General features: G+C 71.9%; 23 protein-coding genes. 11 read left to right on the top strand and 12 right to left on the bottom strand.

All coding sequences use genetic code 11. The features are described 5' to 3' along the window. Window positions 1-121: 121 nt before the first annotated feature. The 3 genes from IRQ30_RS21855 to IRQ30_RS21865 form a co-directional block, all read right to left on the bottom strand. Window positions 122-658 carry a SigE family RNA polymerase sigma factor gene (locus tag IRQ30_RS21855; RefSeq protein ID WP_193610389.1) on the bottom strand — a complete coding sequence of 179 codons (537 nt, stop codon included), beginning with the start codon at window positions 656-658 and terminating at the stop codon, window positions 122-124. Between the two features lie 93 nt (window positions 659-751). After that, window positions 752-1639: an LLM class flavin-dependent oxidoreductase gene (locus tag IRQ30_RS21860; RefSeq protein WP_193614961.1), complete on the bottom strand. Its 888-nt coding sequence runs from the start codon at window positions 1637-1639 to the stop codon at window positions 752-754. Between the two features lie 178 nt (window positions 1640-1817). After that, on the bottom strand, window positions 1818-1988 hold the full coding sequence (locus IRQ30_RS21865) for a hypothetical protein (RefSeq protein ID WP_193610391.1): 171 nt from the start codon (window positions 1986-1988) through the stop codon (window positions 1818-1820). Window positions 1989-2092: 104 nt separating this feature from the next. Here IRQ30_RS21865 and IRQ30_RS21870 point away from each other — a divergent pair, with 104 nt between their 5' ends. Further along, window positions 2093-2467 carry a hypothetical protein gene (locus tag IRQ30_RS21870; protein WP_193610392.1) on the top strand — a complete coding sequence of 125 codons (375 nt, stop codon included), beginning with the start codon at window positions 2093-2095 and terminating at the stop codon, window positions 2465-2467. A 51-nt stretch (window positions 2468-2518) separates the two neighbouring features. Here the strand turns inward: IRQ30_RS21870 and IRQ30_RS21875 are convergent, their stop codons facing one another. After that, on the bottom strand, window positions 2519-2695 hold the full coding sequence (locus tag IRQ30_RS21875; RefSeq protein ID WP_193614962.1) for a hypothetical protein: 177 nt from the start codon (window positions 2693-2695) through the stop codon (window positions 2519-2521). Between the two features lie 867 nt (window positions 2696-3562). Continuing rightward, window positions 3563-3703: a hypothetical protein gene (locus tag IRQ30_RS21880; protein ID WP_193614963.1), complete on the bottom strand. Its 141-nt coding sequence runs from the start codon at window positions 3701-3703 to the stop codon at window positions 3563-3565. 936 nt (window positions 3704-4639) lie between these two features. Here IRQ30_RS21880 and IRQ30_RS21885 point away from each other — a divergent pair. Beyond that, complete coding sequence (locus IRQ30_RS21885; protein ID WP_193614964.1) at window positions 4640-5020, top strand: DUF7674 family protein; 381 nt, start codon at window positions 4640-4642, stop codon at window positions 5018-5020. Window positions 5021-5100: 80 nt separating this feature from the next. On the opposite strand, the gene IRQ30_RS21890 is transcribed toward IRQ30_RS21885, so the two are convergent. Then, complete coding sequence (locus IRQ30_RS21890; protein WP_193614965.1) at window positions 5101-5349, bottom strand: hypothetical protein; 249 nt, start codon at window positions 5347-5349, stop codon at window positions 5101-5103. 179 nt (window positions 5350-5528) lie between these two features. On the opposite strand from IRQ30_RS21890, the gene IRQ30_RS21895 reads away from it, so the two are divergent. Beyond that, a complete protein-coding gene (locus tag IRQ30_RS21895) occupies window positions 5529-6119 on the top strand; it encodes an ATP-binding protein (RefSeq protein ID WP_338089819.1) in 591 nt (196 codons plus the stop codon). A gap of 897 nt (window positions 6120-7016) precedes the next feature. On the opposite strand, the gene IRQ30_RS21905 is transcribed toward IRQ30_RS21895, so the two are convergent. From IRQ30_RS21905 to IRQ30_RS21925, 5 genes are all read right to left on the bottom strand, one after another. Then, window positions 7017-8318: a phytoene desaturase family protein gene (locus IRQ30_RS21905; protein ID WP_193614966.1), complete on the bottom strand. Its 1302-nt coding sequence runs from the start codon at window positions 8316-8318 to the stop codon at window positions 7017-7019. 17 nt (window positions 8319-8335) lie between these two features. Next, a complete protein-coding gene (locus IRQ30_RS21910) occupies window positions 8336-8932 on the bottom strand; it encodes a DUF4126 domain-containing protein (RefSeq protein WP_193614967.1) in 597 nt (198 codons plus the stop codon). Between the two features lie 9 nt (window positions 8933-8941). After that, window positions 8942-9724, bottom strand: a complete 783-nt coding sequence (locus IRQ30_RS21915) for a hypothetical protein (protein ID WP_193614968.1) — start codon at window positions 9722-9724, stop codon at window positions 8942-8944. Further along, window positions 9721-10215, bottom strand: a complete 495-nt coding sequence (locus IRQ30_RS21920) for a SigE family RNA polymerase sigma factor (RefSeq protein WP_193610405.1) — start codon at window positions 10213-10215, stop codon at window positions 9721-9723. The genes IRQ30_RS21915 and IRQ30_RS21920 overlap by 4 nt, the downstream gene beginning before the upstream one ends. Window positions 10216-10303: 88 nt before the next feature. Further along, a complete protein-coding gene (locus IRQ30_RS21925; RefSeq protein ID WP_227467962.1) occupies window positions 10304-10792 on the bottom strand; it encodes a YbaK/EbsC family protein in 489 nt (162 codons plus the stop codon). A gap of 41 nt (window positions 10793-10833) precedes the next feature. Here IRQ30_RS21925 and IRQ30_RS21930 point away from each other — a divergent pair, with 41 nt between their 5' ends. The 8 genes from IRQ30_RS21930 to IRQ30_RS21965 all read left to right on the top strand — a co-directional run bounded on the left by IRQ30_RS21930 (window position 10834) and on the right by IRQ30_RS21965 (window position 19923). Next, window positions 10834-11301: a hypothetical protein gene (locus tag IRQ30_RS21930; protein WP_193614969.1), complete on the top strand. Its 468-nt coding sequence runs from the start codon at window positions 10834-10836 to the stop codon at window positions 11299-11301. Window positions 11302-11487: 186 nt separating this feature from the next. Further along, window positions 11488-11805: a DUF6504 family protein gene (locus tag IRQ30_RS21935; protein ID WP_193610407.1), complete on the top strand. Its 318-nt coding sequence runs from the start codon at window positions 11488-11490 to the stop codon at window positions 11803-11805. A 3-nt stretch (window positions 11806-11808) separates the two neighbouring features. Further along, window positions 11809-12282 carry an SAV_6107 family HEPN domain-containing protein gene (locus tag IRQ30_RS21940; RefSeq protein ID WP_193610408.1) on the top strand — a complete coding sequence of 158 codons (474 nt, stop codon included), beginning with the start codon at window positions 11809-11811 and terminating at the stop codon, window positions 12280-12282. 8 nt (window positions 12283-12290) lie between these two features. Next, window positions 12291-13502 (top strand): endonuclease, encoded by a 1212-nt coding sequence (locus IRQ30_RS21945; protein ID WP_338089820.1) that lies wholly within the window; start codon window positions 12291-12293, stop codon window positions 13500-13502. A 105-nt stretch (window positions 13503-13607) separates the two neighbouring features. After that, the gene (locus IRQ30_RS21950) at window positions 13608-17369 is read left to right on the top strand and encodes a DNA polymerase III subunit alpha (protein ID WP_338089821.1); all 3762 of its coding nucleotides are present in this window, start codon (window positions 13608-13610) and stop codon (window positions 17367-17369) included. A gap of 46 nt (window positions 17370-17415) precedes the next feature. Next, complete coding sequence (locus IRQ30_RS21955; protein ID WP_193610410.1) at window positions 17416-18126, top strand: methyltransferase domain-containing protein; 711 nt, start codon at window positions 17416-17418, stop codon at window positions 18124-18126. 15 nt (window positions 18127-18141) lie between these two features. After that, on the top strand, window positions 18142-19353 hold the full coding sequence (dinB, locus tag IRQ30_RS21960) for a DNA polymerase IV (protein ID WP_338088004.1): 1212 nt from the start codon (window positions 18142-18144) through the stop codon (window positions 19351-19353). Window positions 19354-19464: 111 nt separating this feature from the next. Then, window positions 19465-19923 carry a DUF3040 domain-containing protein gene (locus IRQ30_RS21965; RefSeq protein ID WP_193614971.1) on the top strand — a complete coding sequence of 153 codons (459 nt, stop codon included), beginning with the start codon at window positions 19465-19467 and terminating at the stop codon, window positions 19921-19923. A gap of 34 nt (window positions 19924-19957) precedes the next feature. Here IRQ30_RS21965 and IRQ30_RS21970 read toward each other — a convergent pair. Further along, the coding region (locus IRQ30_RS21970; RefSeq protein WP_193614972.1) for a hypothetical protein at window positions 19958-20259 on the bottom strand (302 nt) is incomplete at its 5' end.

Consider the following 20259-nt stretch of genomic DNA (forward strand, 5'->3'; position numbering starts at 1 on the left):
GCACCTCGGCGGCGGCGGTGCCGGCGCAGCGCGTCGCGGCCGCGGGCGAGGTCGTCGGTGGGCGGGGTGCCGGGCGCGTCGGGCGCGGCGGCGGCGGTGTCGAGCAGGTGGCGCAGGTCGTTCATCGGATCTCCTCAGGGACGGGGTGGGCGGGAAGCACGTTCTCGCCGAGGGCGTCGCGCAGGTGCGCGAGCGCCTTGGCGTTCTGGGACTTGACGGTGCCTTCGGTGCAGTCGAGCAACCGGGCGGTCTCGGCGACGTCGAGGTCGAGCCAGTGCCGCAGCACCACCACGGCCCGCTGTCGCGGCGCGAGTCCGGCCAGGGCGGTCAGGACGTCGCGGCGCAGGTCGACGTCGGGCGCCGTCTGGAGCTCACCCACGGTGCTGTGGGCGTCCTCGGCCACGAGCTCACGCCGTCGATAGGCACGGCGCGTCTCGTCGACGAAGGCGTGGGTCAGCGTGGTGCGGGCGTAGCCGAGCGGGTTGTCGGCGCGCCGCACCCGCGCCCACGACACGTAGAGCTTGGTGAGGCTCGTCTGCACGAGGTCCTCGGCCCACGCGTGGTCACCGGCCGTGAGCAGGCGCCCCATCGACACCAGGGTGCTGCGGTGAGCACCCACGAACTCCGCGAACTCGTCGTCGCGCTCGGCGCGTCTCATCAGGCTGCGTCTCCTCGGTGCCGTCGGTCGCTGTCACCTCCTTGACGGGGGTGACGCCTCGCACGGTTGCCCCGGGCGACGACGACCGCCGGCTCAGCCGCGCTGCAGCCTCGGCACCACGTCGGAAGCCACGGCCTCCAGCACCGCCACGTCGCCGACGTACGCCGTGTCGGGTCGCGGCCAGTGCGTGACGAGGTCGGTGAACCCGAGCTCGTCGAGCCGCCCGGCCATCTCCTCGAAGAACGCGACGCTGGACAGGGCGAAGCGTCCGGTGCCGGAGAGGTGCGGGGTGGCGTCGGTGAGGACGTAGCGGGGGACCGACGCCAGGTCGCGTCCGGCCGCGCCGAGGGCGTCCTCGAAGACGCGGACCGACTCGGCCAGCCCTGCGTACCAGGACTCGACGGTGTCGGCCGGAGGCCCGGTGGTGACCCAGCCGTCGCCGTGGGCGGCGGCGAAGCGCAGGGAGCGCGGGCCGTTGGCCGCCACCAGGTACGGCGTGCGCGTGAGGCCGGGCAGCGTGCGGGCGTCGGCCGCGGAGAACCAGCGCCCCTGGCTGGTGACATGGTCGCCGTCGCGCAGCTGCTCGAGCAGGCCGACGAACTCCTGGAAGCGGTCGACGCGCTCGCGCACCGTGAGGTCCTCGACGCCGAGGACCCGGGAGTCGAGGTCGCCGCCGGTGCCGAGCCCCAGGAGGAACCGCCCTCCGGAGATGTCCTCGAGCGCCTGGGCGTCGCGGAAGAGCAGGTAGGGGTGGCGGAAGTTGGGCGCGGAGACCAGCGTGCCGAGGCCGATGCGCTCGGTGAGTGCGGCCGCGGCCGCCAAGGTCGGCGTCGCGCCGGCCCAGGGGGAGTCGGGCAGCCCGCCCCAGGTGAGGTGGTCGTAGGTCCAGGCGTGGTCGAAGCCCATGTCCTCGGTGGCCCGCCAGCGAGGGGCGGCCTCCGTCCAGGGCAGGTCGGTCAGGAGGGTGAGTCCGATGCGCATGCCCCGAGCGTAGGGGCCGCGGCCGACGCTCAGCCCAGCGCGGCGGTGCCGAGGGGTCGTGCACCGGCGAGGCGGTGGTGTCGTTCCAGGACGACGCCGGCCGCTGGCAGGCCGGCTGCGCGCAGGCCCTCGAGCAGCTCGTCGAGTCGGGTGACATCGAGCCGCTCGGGCAGGGCGCCTAGGCGCCGTTGGGCGCCTCGTGCCAGGCCCAGTGGGCCCGGGGGTAGTCGCCGGAGCCGGCCACCAGCGAGCCGCACACCCGGCACACCAGGCCGGGGCTGCTGCCGCTGTCGGTGTCGAACAGCTCCATGACGTCGGGCTCGGCCGCCGTCAGGTCTTCGTCTGCCATCGCCCCACTCTAACTGCGTGTGTCGCTATTCGACGTCAGAAGCAGTGAGCCGTTTACCGGATCTGCCGATGCCAGGGCGTGCCCTAGGCAGCAGACTTACGACCATGGGCAACTTCGTGATCACCATGCCGGCCGTCTCCTACGCGCGCGAGTTATGGCGATTTGGCGAATCAGACCTGGCGAGGCGCGCAGCCGTGATGAGTCCGAGCCAATGCGCAGATGTCGGTGAACGGGCCGGAGACCTCAGTCTCAGCGGGGAGGCCGAGCGGCTATGGCCCGGCGGCCCGCGGGGTCATGCCTCGTGCGTCCTGCTGGCGGCGATCGAGCACCTCGAGGGGCGGGCGCGACCGTGTGCACGGGTGCGCCGCCTGCCCGAGAAGTCGTTACCTGCGGAGTGGCAACTCAGCGAAGACGAGCGCTGGGCCGAGGCGGAGCCAGTGAGCCGCGAGATGAGCTCTCGCCTGCACGGAGAAGAGTGACCTGATCTGCCGCCTATCGTGCGGGGATCATGCCCATGTGCGGACGGCCCGCTAGACCCTGTCGACGCTGATGACGAACTCCCCACGCCCGGCGCTCGGGTGCGACACGATGTAGGTCCCGTCACTGCTGTCCGGGGTGTAGCGCCAGAGCCGATCGCACTCTGATGGGCCGAGATACTTCAGGCACTCGGTATTGCGAATTTCCACGGCCGTGCCGAACTTCGTCATCCGTCGAATGATCTGCTGGCTGGACTCAATGCCGACCAAGACGCTGGGGTAGCCGCCTGAGTCGCAGTCGGCCCGTGCCCCCACGAGATTCCTCTCCATGTGCAACAACTCGGCCGCCCGTGCCTCCAAGGCCGGCGCCTCCTCCTTGACGAGGCTTCTACATGCAGAGCCCGTCGGGGGCAACGGGGCGCTCTCCGCTGCACATCCGCCCAACGCTAGGGCTAGTGCCAGGAGCGCCACGGCTAGCAAGGCGCGCCCACACGACCTGGTCACCGGACCATTGTAGGCCGCTGGGCAGGCCTCAATGTCCGCCCGTCTCCGCGTCAGCATCTACCGGTGAGCGATCGTAGGTGAGCTAACTCCGGCAGACTTCGCCTCGTGACCACTGTTGACCCGGCAGGGCGTCCTAGTGCTGAGCCGTGCCAGCTCGTTGGCTGCTCGCGCTGGCGGTCGCGCAGCTCAGTCGGCCTGACCTCAGCGACGCCTGTCGTGCTAGCTGGGTCGACTGCGGTTGAGCGACGACCCCGATGATTTACGGTCGGGCTGCTGAGGACGAAGCCTCCGAGGGCGTCTGGCGCGACGTGGTCGACCGTTTCCCGGACATGCGTTTCTGGGTAGCCCAGAACAAGACAGTGCCTGTGTCGGTCCTTGAGGAGCTGAGAAACGACCAGGACGCATGGGTGCGCGCGTGCGCGCGTTCGCTCGCGCGGTGCTGAGGGAAAAGTGGCATGCTTCACATCGTGACGAGCACGAGGCAATGGTTGCTGCCAGGTACTCAGTTGACGGCGGCTCCTGGGCAGATGGTGCCATCAACCCGACGACACATTTCTGAGCGATTCAGCATCATCAGGGTGACAAAGGAAAGGGCTACCGCCGCACTCGTCGGCTGAGGAGCACAGCGATCAGCACAGCGACCGCCGCGACCCCGCTGAACAGGAGGAGGGCGAAGATCATCTCCCAGACGTGGGGCACCAACGGCTCCAGCTCGTGCTCGCTCTCGCTGCTCACGCGCCGAGGGTAAGTCATCCAACTGGCGCCCGGGCGGAACGGGAGGGCCGCATCGAGCTCGGCGTCGGTGAGCGGCATGAACCGCGGCGACGTCTCGCCCAACAACCGCGAGAACCTCGTGCACGGTTCCGGTCGAGAGCGCACACCCGCCCCTGGAGGCGCTGCTGGAAGGATGCGCGCGTGGTCAAGTACGGACGAGCGATTGCACTAGCGCTAGCTAGTCTGGGATTGGCATGCGCGACACTCGCCTTCGTCGAGGCTTTTGATCTCGCACACCTTCCAGGGGGACCATTCTTCAGTCTCGCGATGTGGCCCCTCATCGGGGCCCCATGGATGCTTCGATACCTGATGCTTATGAAGAACGACCGACGTCAAGATCATCAGACGCCAATATCGACGGATCCGGATGTCTAGGCGTTCCGCACGGGCAGCGCAAGACGCACTCGCTTGTGGGCGGGGGACGGCAGATAAGTGCGTTCACTGACAGACTCGGGCCATGGGTGATGCAAGCGTCGTTGCTGAGGTGAAGCAAGTCTTCTACCACTGGTGGAACGACACTGAACCCCACTCAGGAGACCCACTTCGGGGTTTCCGCGCAGGTCTTCATCGGCTCAACCGACAGCAAACTATCCGACTCGTTCGACTGCATCCTGTGCTCGACAAGCATGTTTGCTGATCAGTTCAGCCTCGCTCAGTGGGGTTCGGGGCTCGCCCGGACGTATTACCGGGTGGTTGAGTCCTGCCCGTACACGGAGTGTGGCTCATGAAAACGTGGTCCCCCGAAGCTTTCGAGGCTGCCCTCGAACGGCTGGTCACTGCCATGAGCCCAGGTCCCGACTGGCAGACCGTCGCTAACCGCGTCGGACGCCACCTGCCGTGGGAGTACGACTACAAATACGACCGGGCATAGCAACGCCCGCTCAGCGGCATGAGCGGATGTCCGTGCGCGATGATTCGGCCATGATGAGAAGTTCAGACTTCGTTAATCTGGTGATCGAGCGGGTGCCTGAGGCGGAGCCGAAGGTGCGCGAGAACCTCGCCGACAACGACGGGGAACTGCTGCTTCACCTGCTGATGTCGGACCTGCTTCGCTTGGCAGTCAGTTGGTTCGACCACGGCATGGCGGACCCGCTTGAACGCCTACTGGCCGCTGTCGATGGTGGCCTGGCTGAGGGCGACGACTATGTGAAGGGCGCCGTCGCGGTGTCCTTCGTGGACGACACCGGATGGTGGGAATCTTCGACGCAGCCGTTCATCGAAGCCTGGCCAGCGGGACTTCAGGCCGAGGTCGATAGGCAGCGGAGCCACCGCATGTAGGACGCCCGCATCTCGGCGTGAGCGCGCGCGATCAGCGATATGAGCGTGCGCTTGTGCGCCTAGATGACGAGGCGGGGCGCCTATACCACTAGCCGGACTTCGTATTCGGAACCGAGCTCCAGTTCGAGGGCGTCTCGCAGGCGCTGGCCCTCTGCGATGAACGCGTTGTGGGTGCCCGGAGCCCAGCCGTCTCGAAGGTCGAAGTTGTCGTACCAAAACTCATTCCAGGCATTGAGTGCCCTTTGCAGATCATCCGAGAGCATCGGCCAGGCGTCTTGTCCGGTGCCGCCCCCGCACCACAGTGGCCAGTCGGAAAAGTGATCAGTCATCAGGCGAACAGTTCTCACGTCCTGATCGTCACACAGGTCAGGTGTGCGGCCCCTTGCCCGCTCATCGGCATGAGCGGACTGCGGCAGATCTGGGCGTTGGCCCTCGTAGTTCGGGTCCGACCCGGAGCCATCGGAAGCGGTCAGCGCGTAAGCCGGCTGCGGCCGGTTAGCGTGCAGGCGTGAAGCATGGTGAATTGATGGTGATCTTCGGACCACCGGCTGTCGGCAAGATGACGGTAGGTCGCGCAGTGTGCGAGCGCAGCGACTTCAGACTCTTCCTCAACCACCACACCATCGAGCCGCTCGCAGACATCTTCGGCATGGACACCAGGCCGTTCCGCGCGCTCACCGGCGAGTTCCGGCGTCGCGTGGTCGAGGAGGCCGCCGCCGCTAACGTGTCGCTCATCCTGACCCTTGTCTGGAATCTCGGAGGCGTCGACGACGCCCGCTGGGTAGGCGATCTCGTGGCGCCGTACGTGGCCGCCGAACTGCCGATCTTGTTCGTCGAGCTGGCGGCCGACCTGGAAACGCGGTTGGAGCGCAACCGCGGGGAGGACCGGCTCCTGGCCAAGCCGTCAAAGCGGGACTTGACTTGGTCAGACGCACACCTGCGTGAACGCGAGAGCTGGATAATGAACACGGACCAGGCGGTTGCGCTGCCTGCCGATGACGTGCTTGCCGCGTACAGGCACCTCAGACTCGACACCCATCAACTCGCCCCGGAGGCGGCGGCCAAGCGGATCGTTGCCTGGCATGCCGACCCCGACTGACGAGTGTAAGGCGCGCGCTCCAGCGGTCCTTGTCGCAGCGCCGCACGTCGAGTTGGCGAGCGCGGCGTTCCTACGAGGCGCGCGCTCATCGGCATGTGAGTGCGTTTCGCACTGGCGCCGACGCGGCATGAGCGGACGAAAGGTCGGGCACATGGCTAATCTGCACCCGGTCGAAGCGGTCGCCGCCGACCAAACCTCCAGAACAACAGTGCGAGAAGCAGACTCAGGACGACTATGGCCAGTCCAGTCGCTGTCCACCATGCGCTTCCGTAAGGGGGTGGCCCTGGAGTCGTGCACGCTCCCGGGCCAGGCGGACACTCCTCCACGCCGCCGGGCCAATTACTCCCAGCCACGAACACACCGACGACCACCAGGGCTCCGGACAGGATGTACCCACCGAAGTTCCCCAGCCGTAGAGCTCGGAGCATGGATCCATTCTCCCTAGAGATAGTCAAGCATTGCTTAGCGAGCGGTCTCGCACCAAGCGAATGTGGGTCGTGTCAAAGTTCGCGGTAAGGCGTACTTCCGGCGCGCCGATCACGGCATGAGCGGCCGTCAGTGACTGGCCTCATGCCCCATCGCGTCGCAGCTTGCCGATCATCTGACCTAGGCGAGTCTTCCGGTCCAGGTGCCCGAGCATCAACTCGCTGCTCTGGTTCTCGTGGGTTGAAGCAGGCACGGCCAGCGCGCCCAACGGCAGGTCAGTCTGCGCGCTGTACAAGATGGCGTCCACCACGGTCCGGAGATCATCGGCATGCTTACGGCCGCTCTCGCCGGGCGCGTTGAAGACCGGCTTCGACAGTTCCCACTGGTCATCGGTCAGGTCACTTGGCTACGCACGCGCCCGGACAGTGACGTCGCAAGCCATCCGGGCAATAGGGACACACCCAGTAAGGGTCAGGCGGGCCCGACGGCTTGTGCGACGAGCGAGGCCGAGAGCCCGACGAACGGCAGCCCACCGCCGGGAGTCGCGTGCGCGCCGGCGGCGTAGACGCCGGGCACCGGGGTGTCGGGACCGAGACGGTGGCGCACGGTGGCGCGGCCCTGCCAGAGGACGCCGAGCGGCGAGCCGCCCCACGCCTCGACGAGCTCGCGGGGGGAGCGGTCGACCCGCACCACGACGTTCGTCCGGACGTCGAGCCCGTGGCGCGCCAGCGCGCGGAGCAGGTCCTCGGCGAGCCGGCCGCGGCCGTGCACGGTCCAGGCGACGCCGCCCTCCGGCGCGGTGCCGCCGGGACGGACGACGAGCATCGGGTCGCCGTGCAGCACCAGCTCGTGCGGCACGTCGGGCACGTCGCCGTCCAGGCCGAGGTGCGAGACGACCGGCGGGATCGCGGGCATCGTGCGGGCGACGTACGGCGCGAGCGTGGGCAGCCGCCGCGGGTCGATCGCCACGACGACCACGTCGGCGTCCAGCTCGCCCGTCTCGGTGCGCACGGCGGCGACCCGGCCCTCGCGCACGACGAGGTCGAGCACGCGCGTGGAGCGCACGACGGTGACCTTGCGGGTCGCGAGCCGCGCCTCGAGCGCGGTGGCCAGCACCGCCATGCCGCCGGTGATCGTCCAGGCGTCGAAGCGCTGCTCGAGGTAGGCGTGCAGCCCCGCCCACGCGGGCACGTTGCGCAGGTCGTGCCCGGCCTCGGTGAACGGGTGACCCGCCACCAGCACCAGCCGGTCGTCGCGGAACGCGCGGCGCAGCCGCTTGTGCAGGGTCTCGCGGCTGTGGAGCCGCGCGGTGACCTCGCGCGGGAGCCGGTCGCGGTCCCACGGGACCTCGACGTAGCCGCGCCGCAGGACCTCCCAGTCGTCGGCGTACGACGCCACGTGGTCGACCCACGCCTGGCCGAGGCCCGGCCCCAGCTCGTCGAACGCCGCCAGCTGCGCGCCCCGCGTGCCTCCAGGCAGCCGCACGCTGGTCTTGTCCTCGAAGCGGTGCTCGCGGATCACCTCGAGCGGCACCAGGTCGAGCTCGCGCTCGACGGGGCGCCCGGACTTGCGGAACAGGTCGCGGATCACCGCCGGCATCACCGTCGACGTCGCGGCGGCGTCCCAGGAGTACTCGCCCTCCGACACGGTGCCGAGCGCGCCGCCCAGGGTGTCCGAGGCCTCGACCAGCGTGACCTCGTGGCCGAGCTTGGCGAGACGGGCCGCGGAGGCGAGACCGCCGAAGCCGCCCCCGACCACCACCACCCGCGCCATGCGGCCAACCTACTGGGCTAGGCGACGGCCCCCGAGGTGGCGACCGGTCTGCGGCGCAGCCGCCGCCAGCCGCGGCGGATGAGCTTGGCGGCGAGGTAGAGCACCACCAGTCCCACGGCCAGCAGCACGCCCGCGATGGCCGCGGCCGCGGCAGGGTGCTCGATCGCGAACCACACCAGCGCCAGCACGACGACGTCCTCGGTGATGCTGGCGCCGATGTTGGTGACCGGCTCGGGGGAGGAGTTGATGGCCAGCCGGCTGCCGGCCTTGACCAGGTGGGACAGCAGCGCCGTGCCGCCGCCGACCGCGCCGTTGACCGCCTGCGTCAGGGAGTCGGCGTCGCCGGCGAGCAGCACCCCGATCACCGCGCCGGCGGTCGGGCGGATCAGCGTCGAGACGACGTCCCAGCCGGAGTCGATGAAGGGGATCTTGTCGGCGACGAACTCCATCGCGTAGAGGAACCCCGCGATCGCGAGGACCTCCCAGCGGCCGAGGACGTCGGGCACCTCGGCGAGGCCGCCGACGCGGTCGGCGACGCCGAGCACCAGCACGACCAGGTAGGCGTTGACGCCGCTGGCCCAGCCGCTCGAGAACGCCAGGGGGAGGGACTCCATGCCCGGAGGCTAGTCGGGCAGGACGAGGCGTGGGTCCGTCCCGAGCTCGACCAGGTCGGCCTCGGGCACCTGCATCGCGTCCCGGGCGGTCTCGAGCGACGGCGCCCGCAGCGTCTCCTTGACGTAGGTCACGAACGTCTCGGAGCTCACGACCTTCACCCGCCGCTCGAACCACAGCCGGTCGCGGTCGATCGTGGCGATCTCGTCGTTCTTGATGGCCTTGAAGGTCCCCTGCGAGGTGAGCCGGACGCCCCAGAGCTTGGTGATGACGATGCTGCCGTCGTCGCGGACCTCCCGGGTGCACTCCAGGTAGGAGCCGCCGATGAGCCCGGACTCGCAGTACTGCTCGCCGCTCTCCTCGGCCCGCCGCCGGTCGTGGGTGAGCGCGACCTCGAAGCGGTGGTCGGAGCCCGTGCCGAAGCGGATCACCAGTGCGTCGTCGGTGGTCTCCAGGGTGGCCGGACCGAGGTCCTCGACGCTGCGCCCGAGCACCGCGCGCGACTGCTCCTCGAGCAGCCGGGGGAGCTGGGCGGGGTCGCCGACCGTCGCGTCGGGGCCCGGCCGGTCGACGGCGGTCGAGCGGTCGACCGGCCCGTCGCCGCCGGTGAGCGCGGGACCGCCCGCGAGGCCGCCGACGGCGAGGACCGCGGCGACGGTGCCGCCGAGGATGAGCCGGCGGCGCCGGACGACGCGACGCCCGCGCCTGATGGCCTGGTCGGGCGTCAGGGCGAACGGCGGCTCGTCGGAGCTGACGTGGTCGCGCACCAGGGTGGAGAGCTCGCGCTCGGTCATGGGGACTCCTCGGAGAGGACGAGATCGGGCAGGTGGGTGCGCAGGGTCTCGAGCGCCCGCGAGGTCTGGCTCTTCACGGTGCCCTCGGCGACCGACAGCGTCCGGGCGACGTCGGCGACCGAGAGGTCGTCGAGGAAGCGCAGCGCGACGATCGCGCGCTGGCGCGCCGGCAGCAGGGCCAGCGCCCGGCCGACGTCGAGGTGCTCGTCGGGCGCCGTCTCGACGCGGTCGGGCAGCACGTCGGTGGGGATGTCCGGCGGGTGGCGGCGCAGGTGGCTGAGGCACTGGTTGACCACGGCCTTGCGGGCGTAGGCCTCGGCGGTCTCGGGGCGCACGCGCGGCCAGGCGGCGTACAGCTTCACGAAGGCCTGCTGCGTGAGGTCCTCGGCCGTGTGCCAGTCGCGGACGATGAGGTAGGCGGTCCGCCGCAGGGCGGGTCCGCGGGCGAGGAAGAACGCCGAGAAGTCCTCCTCGCGTCGTTCGCGCCGCATCACTGCTCCGTCGGGTGGATGGTCCGGTCACCCCTGTGTACGCCGAGAGGGCGCTCCGGGGTTCGCACCGCGCGGAACTTTCTTCTCGTCACTCCACGTCGACGGGCGTGGCCCCGGTGAGCGCCACCAGCTCGTCGTAGGTCGTCGAGAAGACCGCGGCGGGGTGGCCGGCCGCGGCCCAGACGACGTCGTAGCGGCGCAGCCAGGGGTCGAGGTACGTCGGGACCGGCGCGGGGTGGGCGATCGGCGAGACGCCGCCGATCACCTGACCCGTGTGCTCGCGCACGAACTCCGGCTTCGCGCGCTTCAGCGAGCCCACGCCGATGCGCTCGGCGACCAGGGCCGTGTCGACGCGGTGGGCGCCCGAGGTGAGGATCAGGACCGGTGCGCCGCCGGCGTCGAAGAGCAGGCTGTTGGCGATCGCGCCGACCTCGCAGGCCAGTGCCTGCGCGGCCAGTGCCGCAGTGTGGACCGAGTCGGGCAGAATGACGATGTTTCCGGTCCCGCCGCGGTTGGCATGCTCCGTGCGGAACCGGGCGATGCTCGGGTGCTCCGTCATGGGGTGCTCCGTCGTCATGCCGCGACCCTAGCGACCGCTACAGAGAGACCAGGTTTCCCATGGACCACCAGCTGGACGACCTGCCGCCGGCGCCACGCTCGGTGACCCTCGCGGTCTGGCTGGTCGTGGTCCTCGTCGTGGTCGGCGCCGCCGTGACCGCGCTGACCGCGGTCCAGCGCCAGGCGCTGATCGACGCCTGGTCGGTCGGCCACCCCGAGGACAGCGCGATCCAGCCGCCGGCGTTCGTGCCCGTGGCGGTCGTCCTCTACATCGTCTTCGCCGGCCTGCTGCTGGTGCTGCTGCCGTTCCTCAAGACGGCGCACAACTGGGCGCGCTGGTCGCTCGTGGCGATGGTCGTGGTGATCGTGCTGTCCACGCTGGCCAGCCTGCGCACGGACCCGCCGGTGCTCTTCGTCGTCTGCGCGGTGGCCTCGCTGCCGCTGAACGCGGCCATCCTCTACGCGCTGCTGCACCGCGACACCACGGCGTACGTGCACGCCGACGCGTTCGCCCCCTCCCGCGGCTGACCGCGACTGACCTCGGCTGACCTCGGCTGGGGCCGCGGCGAGACAGCGCCGGGCTCGCTCTTGACGCCCTGTCGGTGGGGCGGTGTACCTTGAGGGTGTTCGAACGTCTGTTCGAACACCGCCGGCGGGGGTGACCTCGACCCCCACCTCCGCCGGCACCGGGGTCACCAGTGCGAGGAGGACGACGTGAGGCGCTACGACGACCCGGTCGAGGTACGCAAGGGCGGTGACGGCCCCGAGCAGTTCCTGTGGCGAGGCCGGCTGTGGAAGGTCCGCGCGGTCCTCGCGCACTGGGTGGAGACCGGTCCGTGGTGGCAGAGCCCGGTGGCCCGGGTGGCGATCGGCTCCGAGGAGCCGACCGGGTCGGCGCCGGTCGGCGACCTGCTCGGCGAGCGCGAGCTGTGGCGCGTCGAGGCCGGGCGCGGGCTCGAGGGCGGCGGCGTCTTCGACCTCTCCTTCGACTGGGTCGACGGCCGCTGGCAGCTCGTCGGCTGCGAGGACTGAGCGATGAGCGTCCAGCCCCACCCCTACGCCCTCCCCGCGACCACCCACTCCTACCTCGCCCGCGCCGCCGAGTCGCTGGACGAGGCGGTCGCCGCGACCGACGTCCCCACCCGCTACGCCGCCGCCCACGTCGCCGCGCTGCGCTCCGCGGCGGCGCTGCTCGCGGCCCGTGCCCGCCCGGCGCCGGCCCGGCGTCGTCCGCAGAAGAACGCCTGGGTCCTGCTCGCCGAGGTCGCGCCCGAGCTGGGGGAGTGGGCGACGTTCTTCGCCGCCGGCGCCGCCAAGCGCGCCGCCGCCGAGGCCGGCTCCACCCGGGCCGTGACCGAGCGCGAGGCCGACGACCTGGTGCGCGACGCCGACCGGTTCCTCGGCGTCGTGGAGCAGTCGCTGGGGCTGGTGCCCCATCTCCCGATCGGGCAGGCCCTGGCGCAGGCAAGGGTTATCCCGTCTGGACGGGAGGTCTCCCGCTCGGCTTGAGTCGTCGCGTGACCCTTCTCGGGACGCGGCCCCCACGACATCGTGCCGCCCAGCTGCTGCCCCTCCCGCTGACGGCGCTCCTCGCCGCCCTCCTGCTCGTCGTGCCGCTGCTGGCCGGCGTCGGCTCGGCCCAGGCCGCCACGCCGGTCACGGTCGCGGCGGCGCGGGCCACCCAGGACGGCTCCACGGCCACCGTCCGCGGCTACGTCGTCGGCCAGCCGACGTCGTCCACGACCGTGGTGCGCAGCGGCTTCCCCAGCGACTACGCGCTCGCGCTCGCCGACACCGCCGGCGTCACCGACCCCGCGCAGATGGTCTACGTGCAGGTCCCGAGCGCCTTCCGGGCGACCTGGGGGCTGCGCAGCAACCCCTCGCTGCTGGGCCGGCGCATCGACGTCACCGGCACGCTGGCGGCGTACTTCTCCCGGCCGGGGCTGACCTCCGGCACCGCCTTCGCGCCGGTCGGAGCCACCCCCGACCCCGAGCCGGACCCGGAGCCCGACCCGGACCCGCCGACCGGCGGCGGCGCGCACGACGCGACCTACTGGGCGCCGGCGATCGGCAAGACCGGCCCGGCCCTGGAGTCCGCGCTGCACGCCATCATCTCCCGCGGCGTGACCAGGCTCAGCTATGACCAGGTCTGGGGGGCGCTGAGGGACACCGACGAGGACCCCGCCAATCCCGCGAACGTCATCGAGCTCTACACCGGCGACAGCATCTCCGAGAACGACAACGGCGGCGGCGTCCAGCAGTGGAACCGCGAACACGTCTGGGCCAAGTCGCACGGCGACTTCGGCACCGCCACCGGTCCCGGCACCGACATCCACCACCTGCGCCCCGAGGACGTCACCGTCAACTCCGACCGCGGCAACCTCGACTTCGACGACGGCGGGACGGAGAACGACGAGGCGCCGGGCAACTACGCCGACGCCGACTCCTGGGAGCCGCGCGACGAGGTCAAGGGCGACGTGGCGCGGATGATCCTCTACATGTCGGTGCGCTACGAGGGCGGCGACGGCTTCCCCGACCTCGAGGTCAACGACACCGTGAGCAACGGCAGCGCGCCCGGCCACGGCCGCCTCTCGACCCTGCTGGAGTGGAACGCCCAGGACCCGCCCAGCGCCTTCGAGCGGCGTCGCAACGACGTGATCTTCGAGGACTACCAGCACAACCGGAACCCGTTCATCGACCACCCCGAGTGGGCCGACGCGATCTGGTGAGGGCCACTTGACGGCATCGTCGGGGAGCGGCCTACACTGGTCTCGTTCGAACACATGTTCGAACGACAGTCAGGGGTCGACCGGCTGGTTCCAGGAGTGTCCCCCGTGTCCGATCCGTTCGTCCACCTCCAGGTGGCCTCGGGCTACTCGCTGCAGTACGGCGCCTCCCACCCGCACGTCCTGGTGGAGCGCGCGGCCGAGCACGAGATGGACACCCTCGCGCTGACCGACCGCGACGGCACCTACGGCGCCGTCAAGTTCGCTCGCGCCTGTGGGCAGGCGGGGATCCGCCCGGTGCTGGGCGTCAACCTCGCCTACCGCGCCGGTGCCGCCCCGACGGGGGCCAGGACCCGCACCCCCGTGCGGGGAGGCGCGTTCCGCGACCTGCCGGCCGAGCGGGGCGGGCTGCCGCGGGTGACCGTGCTGGCCAGCGCCGACACCCACGGCGGCCGTGCGGGCTGGGCGGCGCTGTGCCGGCTGCTGTCGGCGACCCACCTCTCCGGGGAGCGCGGCAGCCCGGTGCTCGACCTGGACGCGCTGCCCCACGAGGTGGCCGGGCTGCTGACCTCGGGCGACCTGACGGTGCTGCTCGGCCCGACCTCCGCCGTCGGGGTGGCCGCCACCCGGCGCCGCGACGACCTGGCGCTGGCCGCGCTGGCGCCGTGGCGCACGCTGGTCCCGCGCTCGCACCTCGTGGTGGAGCTGGTCTCCCACCGGCTCCCCGGCGGCGGCTCGGGTTGGGGCCCCGGCACCACCCCGCACGCCGCCCGCATGGCCGGCGTGGCCCGGCAGGCGGGGCTGACGACGGTGCTCAGCAACGCCGTGCGCTACGCCGACCGGCGCGACGCGGTCACCGTCGACGTGCTCGACGCCGCGCGCCGGCTGGTCGCCCTGGACCAGCGCCACCTCGACCGCCGCAACGCCGAGGGCTTCCTGAAGTCCGGCAAGCAGATGTGGGAGGTCGCCGAGGAGGTCTGCCGCGCCGGCGGCCTGGGGGAGCGCGACGCGGCCCGGCTGCTCGCCGGCACCCGCGCGGTCGCCGACCGGTGCGGGCTCGACCCGCGCGCCGACCTCGGGCTGGGCGAGGTGCACTTCCCCGAGTTCGAGCTCTCGACCGACCACAGCAGCGCCGACGTCGCGCTGCGCCAGCGCTGCGAGGGGGCGATCGGCGACCGCTACGGCTCCGCCCCGCGCCAGGTGATCTGGAAGCGGCTCGACGACGAGCTGGCGACCATCCGCAGCCTGGGCTACGCGCCGTACTTCCTCACGGTCGGCGACGTCACCGACCTGATCCGCGACCTGGGCGTGCGCTGCGCGGCGCGCGGGTCCGGCGCCGGCAGCCTGGTCAACTACCTGCTCGGGATCTCCGGCGTCGACCCGATCCGCCACCACCTGCTGATGGAGCGGTTCCTTTCGCCCCTGCGCGGCGCCCTGCCCGACATCGACGTCGACGTGGAGTCCGCGCGCCGGCTGGAGGTCTACGAGGCGATCCTCGACAAGTACGGCGGCGAGCGCTGCGTCTGCGTCTCGATGATGGACACCTACCGGGTGCGCCACGCCGTGCGCGACGTCGGCGCCGCCCTCGGCATGCCGCCGGGGGAGACCGACGCGATCGCCAAGGCCTTCCCGCACATCCGGGCCCGCGACGCGCGGATCGCGCTGCGCGACCTGCCCGAGCTGCGCGCCAGCGGCCTGACCGACCAGCGCCTGGACCTGATGTTCCAGCTCGTGGAGCGCCTCGACGGGCTGCCGCGCCACATCGCCGTCCACCCCTGCGGGGTGCTGCTCTCCGACGCGACGCTGCTCGACCGCACCCCGGTGGAGGCCAGCTTCGCGGGCTTCCCGATGAGCCAGTTCGACAAGGACGACGTCGAGGACCTCGGCCTGCTCAAGCTCGACGTCCTCGGCATCCGCATGCAGTCCTCGATGGCCCACGCGGTCGCCGAGATCGCGCGGGTCGACGGGGTGAGCGTGGACCTCGACGACGAGGCGCAGGTGCCCTTCGACGACCCCGCGACCTACGACCTGATCAGCAGCGCCAAGACGCTCGGGGTCTTCCAGATCGAGTCGCCCGGGCAGCGCGAGCTGGTCGGCAAGTCCGGCATCGAGACCTTCGGCGACATCATCACCGACATCTCGCTGTTCCGCCCCGGGCCGGTCAAGAGCGACATGATCACGCCCTACCTCGAGGTCAAGCAGGGCTGGAGGGACGCGAGCTACCTCCACCCCGACCTGCGCCCGATCCTGGAGGAGACCCGCGGCGTGGTCGTCTTCCACGAGCAGGTGATCCTGATGATCGCGGAGTTCACCGGCATCTCCTACGCCGAGGCCGACGAGAAGCGACGGGCCCTCGGCGACGTCGAGGGCATGGCCGAGACCAAGGTCTGGTTCTTCCCGCGAGCGCTCGCCCGGGGCTACCCGCTCTCGGTGGTCGACCAGCTCTGGAAGGTGATCGCGGCGTTCGCGTCGTTCGGGTTCTGCAAGGCCCACGCGGCGGCGTTCGCGCTGCCGACCTACCAGTCGGCCTGGCTCAAGGCCCACTGGCCGGCCCACTTCCTGGCCGGCGTGCTCACCCACGACCCCGGCATGTACCCCAAGCGGCTGATCCTCGACGACGTGCGCCAGCTCGGCATCGAGGTGCTCGGCCTCGACGTCAACGCCTCCGAGAAGGAGTACGTCGTGGAGCGGGTCGCCACCGAGGAGGGGCCCGGCTACGGCATCCGGCTGTCGCTGTCGGAGGTCAAGGGCATCAACGAGGCCGAGGTCGAGCGGGTCGTCGCCGCCCGCCCCTACGCCTCCCTGAGCGACTTCTGGCAGCGGGCGCGGGTCTCGCGCCCGGTCGTGGAGCGGCTGGTGCTGGCCGGCGGCTTCGACTCCGTCTACGGCATCGGCGCCGCGGGCGGCAGCGGGGTCCGTCAGCGCGGCCGGGTGACCCGGCGCGACCTGCTGCTGCAGGTGGCCCAGCTCGAGCGCCACGGCAAGGCGGTCGAGAAGGCCTCGCGGGGACGCGGCCTGGCCACCCGGCGCCGCACCCCGGTCTCGGCGACGCGGGCCGACGAGGCGGCGGTGCGCAACAGCACCGACCCGCGGGCGCGCGAGGAGGAGGCGCCGCTGGAGCGGCACCCGCTGGGGGAGCAGGGCGTCTGGGCCAAGGCCGCGGCGCAGAGCCGGGCCACCCCGGCGCCGCCGCCGGTGACCTCGGTGCAGCTCGCCCTCGACCTGGGCGACGGCCCCCGCGAGGGCGAGGTGTCCGGGCTGCCCGAGATGACCGCGGCCGAGTCGATGGCCGCCGAGCTGGAGATCCTCGGCCTCGACGTCAGCCGCCACGTCGTCGACGACTACGCCGCGTTCCTCGACGACCTCGGGGTCACCCGCAGCAAGGACCTGCTGGGCCAGCGCAGCCGCTCCGAGCTGCTGGTCGCAGGCGTCAAGGTCGCCACCCAGACGCCGCCGATCCGCTCGGGGCGCCGGGTGGTCTTCCTGACCCTGGACGACGCGACCGGCCCGGTCGACGCGACGTTCTTCGAGGACGCGCAGGGGCCCTACGCCGAGACGGTCTTCCACTCCTGGCTGCTGGTCGTGCGCGGCGAGCTGCGCCGCACCGGCTACCGCGGGGTCTCCCTGCGCGCCACCGGCTGCTGGGAGCTGCCGCTGCTGCACGCGCTGTGGCAGCGCGAGGGCCTTGAGGCCGTGCACCGCCACCTCGCGACGGTGCCGAAGGGGTTCGCCGCGCCCGAGCAGCGCCGGGTGCTGGTGCACTCCAGCGGGTTCCAGATGTCGCCGTACGCCGACATCAAGCCGGCCGGCGAGGACGGCAGGTCGGTCGCGCGCAAGCTCTGGCACCGCTCGCCGGGGAGCGCGGGATGAGGCGGGGCTCGACCACCGAGGGAAAGGGGCCATTAGTGTTCACGTCATGTCAGCCAGCGAGCGCAGGGGCGCCACCCGGACGGCCGTGGTGTGGGACGTCCTGCGCCCGATCCTGGGCGCCGGGTCCCGCGACGTCCTCGACATCGGGGGCGGCACCGGCGGGTTCGCGGTCAAGGTGGCCGAGCTCGGCCACCGGGTCGCGGTCGTCGATCCCAGCCCCGACGCGCTCGCCGCGCTGTCGCGACGCGCCCGCGAGGTCGGCGTCGAGGTCGCCGGGCAGCAGGGCGACCTGTCCAGCCTGGTCGACGCCGTGGGCGCCGACAGCGCCGACGTGGTGCTGTGCCACGGCGTGCTCGAGGTCGTCGACGACCCCGCCGCCGCCCTGGCCACGATCCGCGAGGTGCTCCGCCCCGGCGGCACGCTCAGCCTCCTGGTCGCCCAGCGCCACGCCGCGGTCCTGGCCCGCGCCATGGCCGGGCACTTCCAGCAGGCGCTCGCGCTGCTCGACCCCGCGCAGGCCCCGACCGGGCGCTCCGGCCACCGGTTCACCGCCGACGAGACCACCGAGCTGCTCACCGAGGCCGGCTTCGAGATCGCCTCGGTCCACGGCATCCGGGTCTTCGCCGACCTGGTCCCCGGCTCGCTGCTCGAGCTGGAGCCGGGTGCCACCGCGGCTCTCGTCGAGCTCGAGCGCGCCGTCGCCGAGCGTCCCGAGTACCTCCCGCTCGCCACGCAGCTGCACGTCATCAGCAGCTGACCCCGGGGTCCGGCCGTGAGGGCCGCGACCGTCCCGCGGACCAGCACGCCGATCCTGCACGTCGACATGGACGCGTTCTACGCCTCCGTCGCCACCCGCGAGCGACCCGACCTGCAGGACGTGCCGGTGATCGTCGGCGGCGGCCACCGCGGGGTGGTGCTCTCGGCCAACTACCTCGCCCGCGAGTACGGCGTGCGGTCGGCGATGACCGCCACCCGGGCCCGCCGGCTGTGCCCGCACGCGGTGGTCCTGCCTCCCGACTACGACACCTTCTCCACGGTCTCGACCGCGGTGATGGAGACCTTCCGCCGGGTCACCCCGCTGGTCGAGGCGCTCTCGCTGGACGAGGCGTTCCTCGACGTCCGCGGCTCGGTGCGCCGCCTCGGGTCGCCGGTGCTGATCGCCGAGGAGATCCGCGCGCGCATCCACGACGAGCAGGGCATCACCTGCTCGGTGGGGGTGGCCGCCTCGATGTCGGTCGCCAAGCTGGGCAGCCGCCGGGCCAAGCCCGACGGGGTGGTCGTGGTCCCGCCCGAGGAGGTGACCTCGTTCCTGCACCCGCTCGACGTGGGCGAGCTCTACGGCGTGGGGGAGAAGACCCGGGCGATGCTGCACCGGCTCGGGCTGGTCCGCGTCGGCGACGTCGCCCACACCCCGCTGCGCACCCTGCAGCGCGCGGTCGGCGACGCGCTCGGCCGCCAGCTGCACGACCTGGCCTGGGGCACCGACCGCCGCGAGGTCGTGGCCGGCTCCTCCACCGCCTTCGGGCTGGGCGGCGGGCAGCCGGACAAGTCGATGGGCGCGCAGGAGACGTTCGGGCGTGACACCGACGACCGGGAGGCGGTGCTGCGCGAGGTGCTCGCGCTGACCGCCAAGGTCACGGGCCGCATGCGCGTGGCGGCGGTGGCCGGCCGCACGGTGACGCTCACCGTGCGCTTCGCCGACTTCACCACCATCACCCGCTCGCGCACCCTGCCCGAGGCGACCGACGTGACCCAGGAGGTCTACCGCGCCGCGGTGGGCCTCTACGACGCCCTCGGGCTGCAGCGCGCCCGGATCCGGCTGGTCGGGGTCCGGGTCGAGGGACTGATGCCGCGCGAGCGCGTCCATCACCAGCTGGTGCTGGGCGAGCGCGAGCGCGGCTGGGCCGACGCCGACCGCGCCGTCGACCGCGCCACCCGCCGGTTCGGGACCTCCGCGGTGCGACCCGCTAGCCTCCTCACCTGACCGGGGCCCGCCCGACCGGTCTCGCTTCGGCGACGATTTCCTGAGTGCGCCTACCGTGATCAGGAGTCGCTGCCTAGACTTGGCTCACGCGACCAAGGTTGGAGGGAACCGGTGCCACTCTCGGAAGAGGAGCTGCGACTGCTGGAGCAGATGGAACGCGCCCTCGTCGAAGAGGATCCGAAGTTCGCCTCCACGCTCCGCGGCACGACGCTGCGCCGCACCGCCCGCCGCCGCGCCATCCTGGCCGGCGTCGTGTTCGTGGTCGGCATCGTCGTCCTCATGACCGGCGTCATCAGCCAGGTCATCCCGCTCGGCATCGTCGGCTTCGTCATCATGCTCGTCTCGGCCACGGTCTCCCTGACCGCGATCCGCGGCCAGGCCGCGGCCACCGCCGAGCCCCGCGCCACGGGCCACCCGTCCGGCTTCGCCGTCATCGACGGTGGCCGCGGCGCCCGGCTGCGGCGCCCGCGCCGCTCCGGCGCCGGCCGCTCCGGCCAGAGCCACGGCTCCTTCATGGAGCGCCTCGAGGAGCGGTGGCGTCGCCGCCGCGACCAGAACGGCGGCTTCTGACCTCCTGCTCGCCGACCCTCCGGTCAGCAGGCCGTCAGCCCACGTGCTCGACGACCCCGCCGCCACCGAGCGGCTCGGTGCGGCTCGGGCGTGAGGGCCGCGAGCGCGTGCCCGGGTGCAGTAGGGAGCGCGGCCACCAGTGCGCCGTACGCCGCACGCGGGGGGTGGCGCCCTGCTCGAGGGCGGTGACGCAGGCCGTGCCGTCCTCGGTGAGGCCGGAGTCGCCCGCGGCCGCACCGGTCCCCGTGCTGCCGCCGCGCGCGTAGCGCAGCCGCTCGAGCCGGTCGACGATCCGGTCGAGCGCGGCGACCGCCTCCGGCGCGTGCGCGGGCCCGC

Origin of the sequence: Nocardioides lijunqiniae (assembly GCF_015024225.1) — a bacterium.
In the GTDB taxonomy this organism is placed as follows: domain Bacteria; phylum Actinomycetota; class Actinomycetes; order Propionibacteriales; family Nocardioidaceae; genus Nocardioides; species Nocardioides lijunqiniae.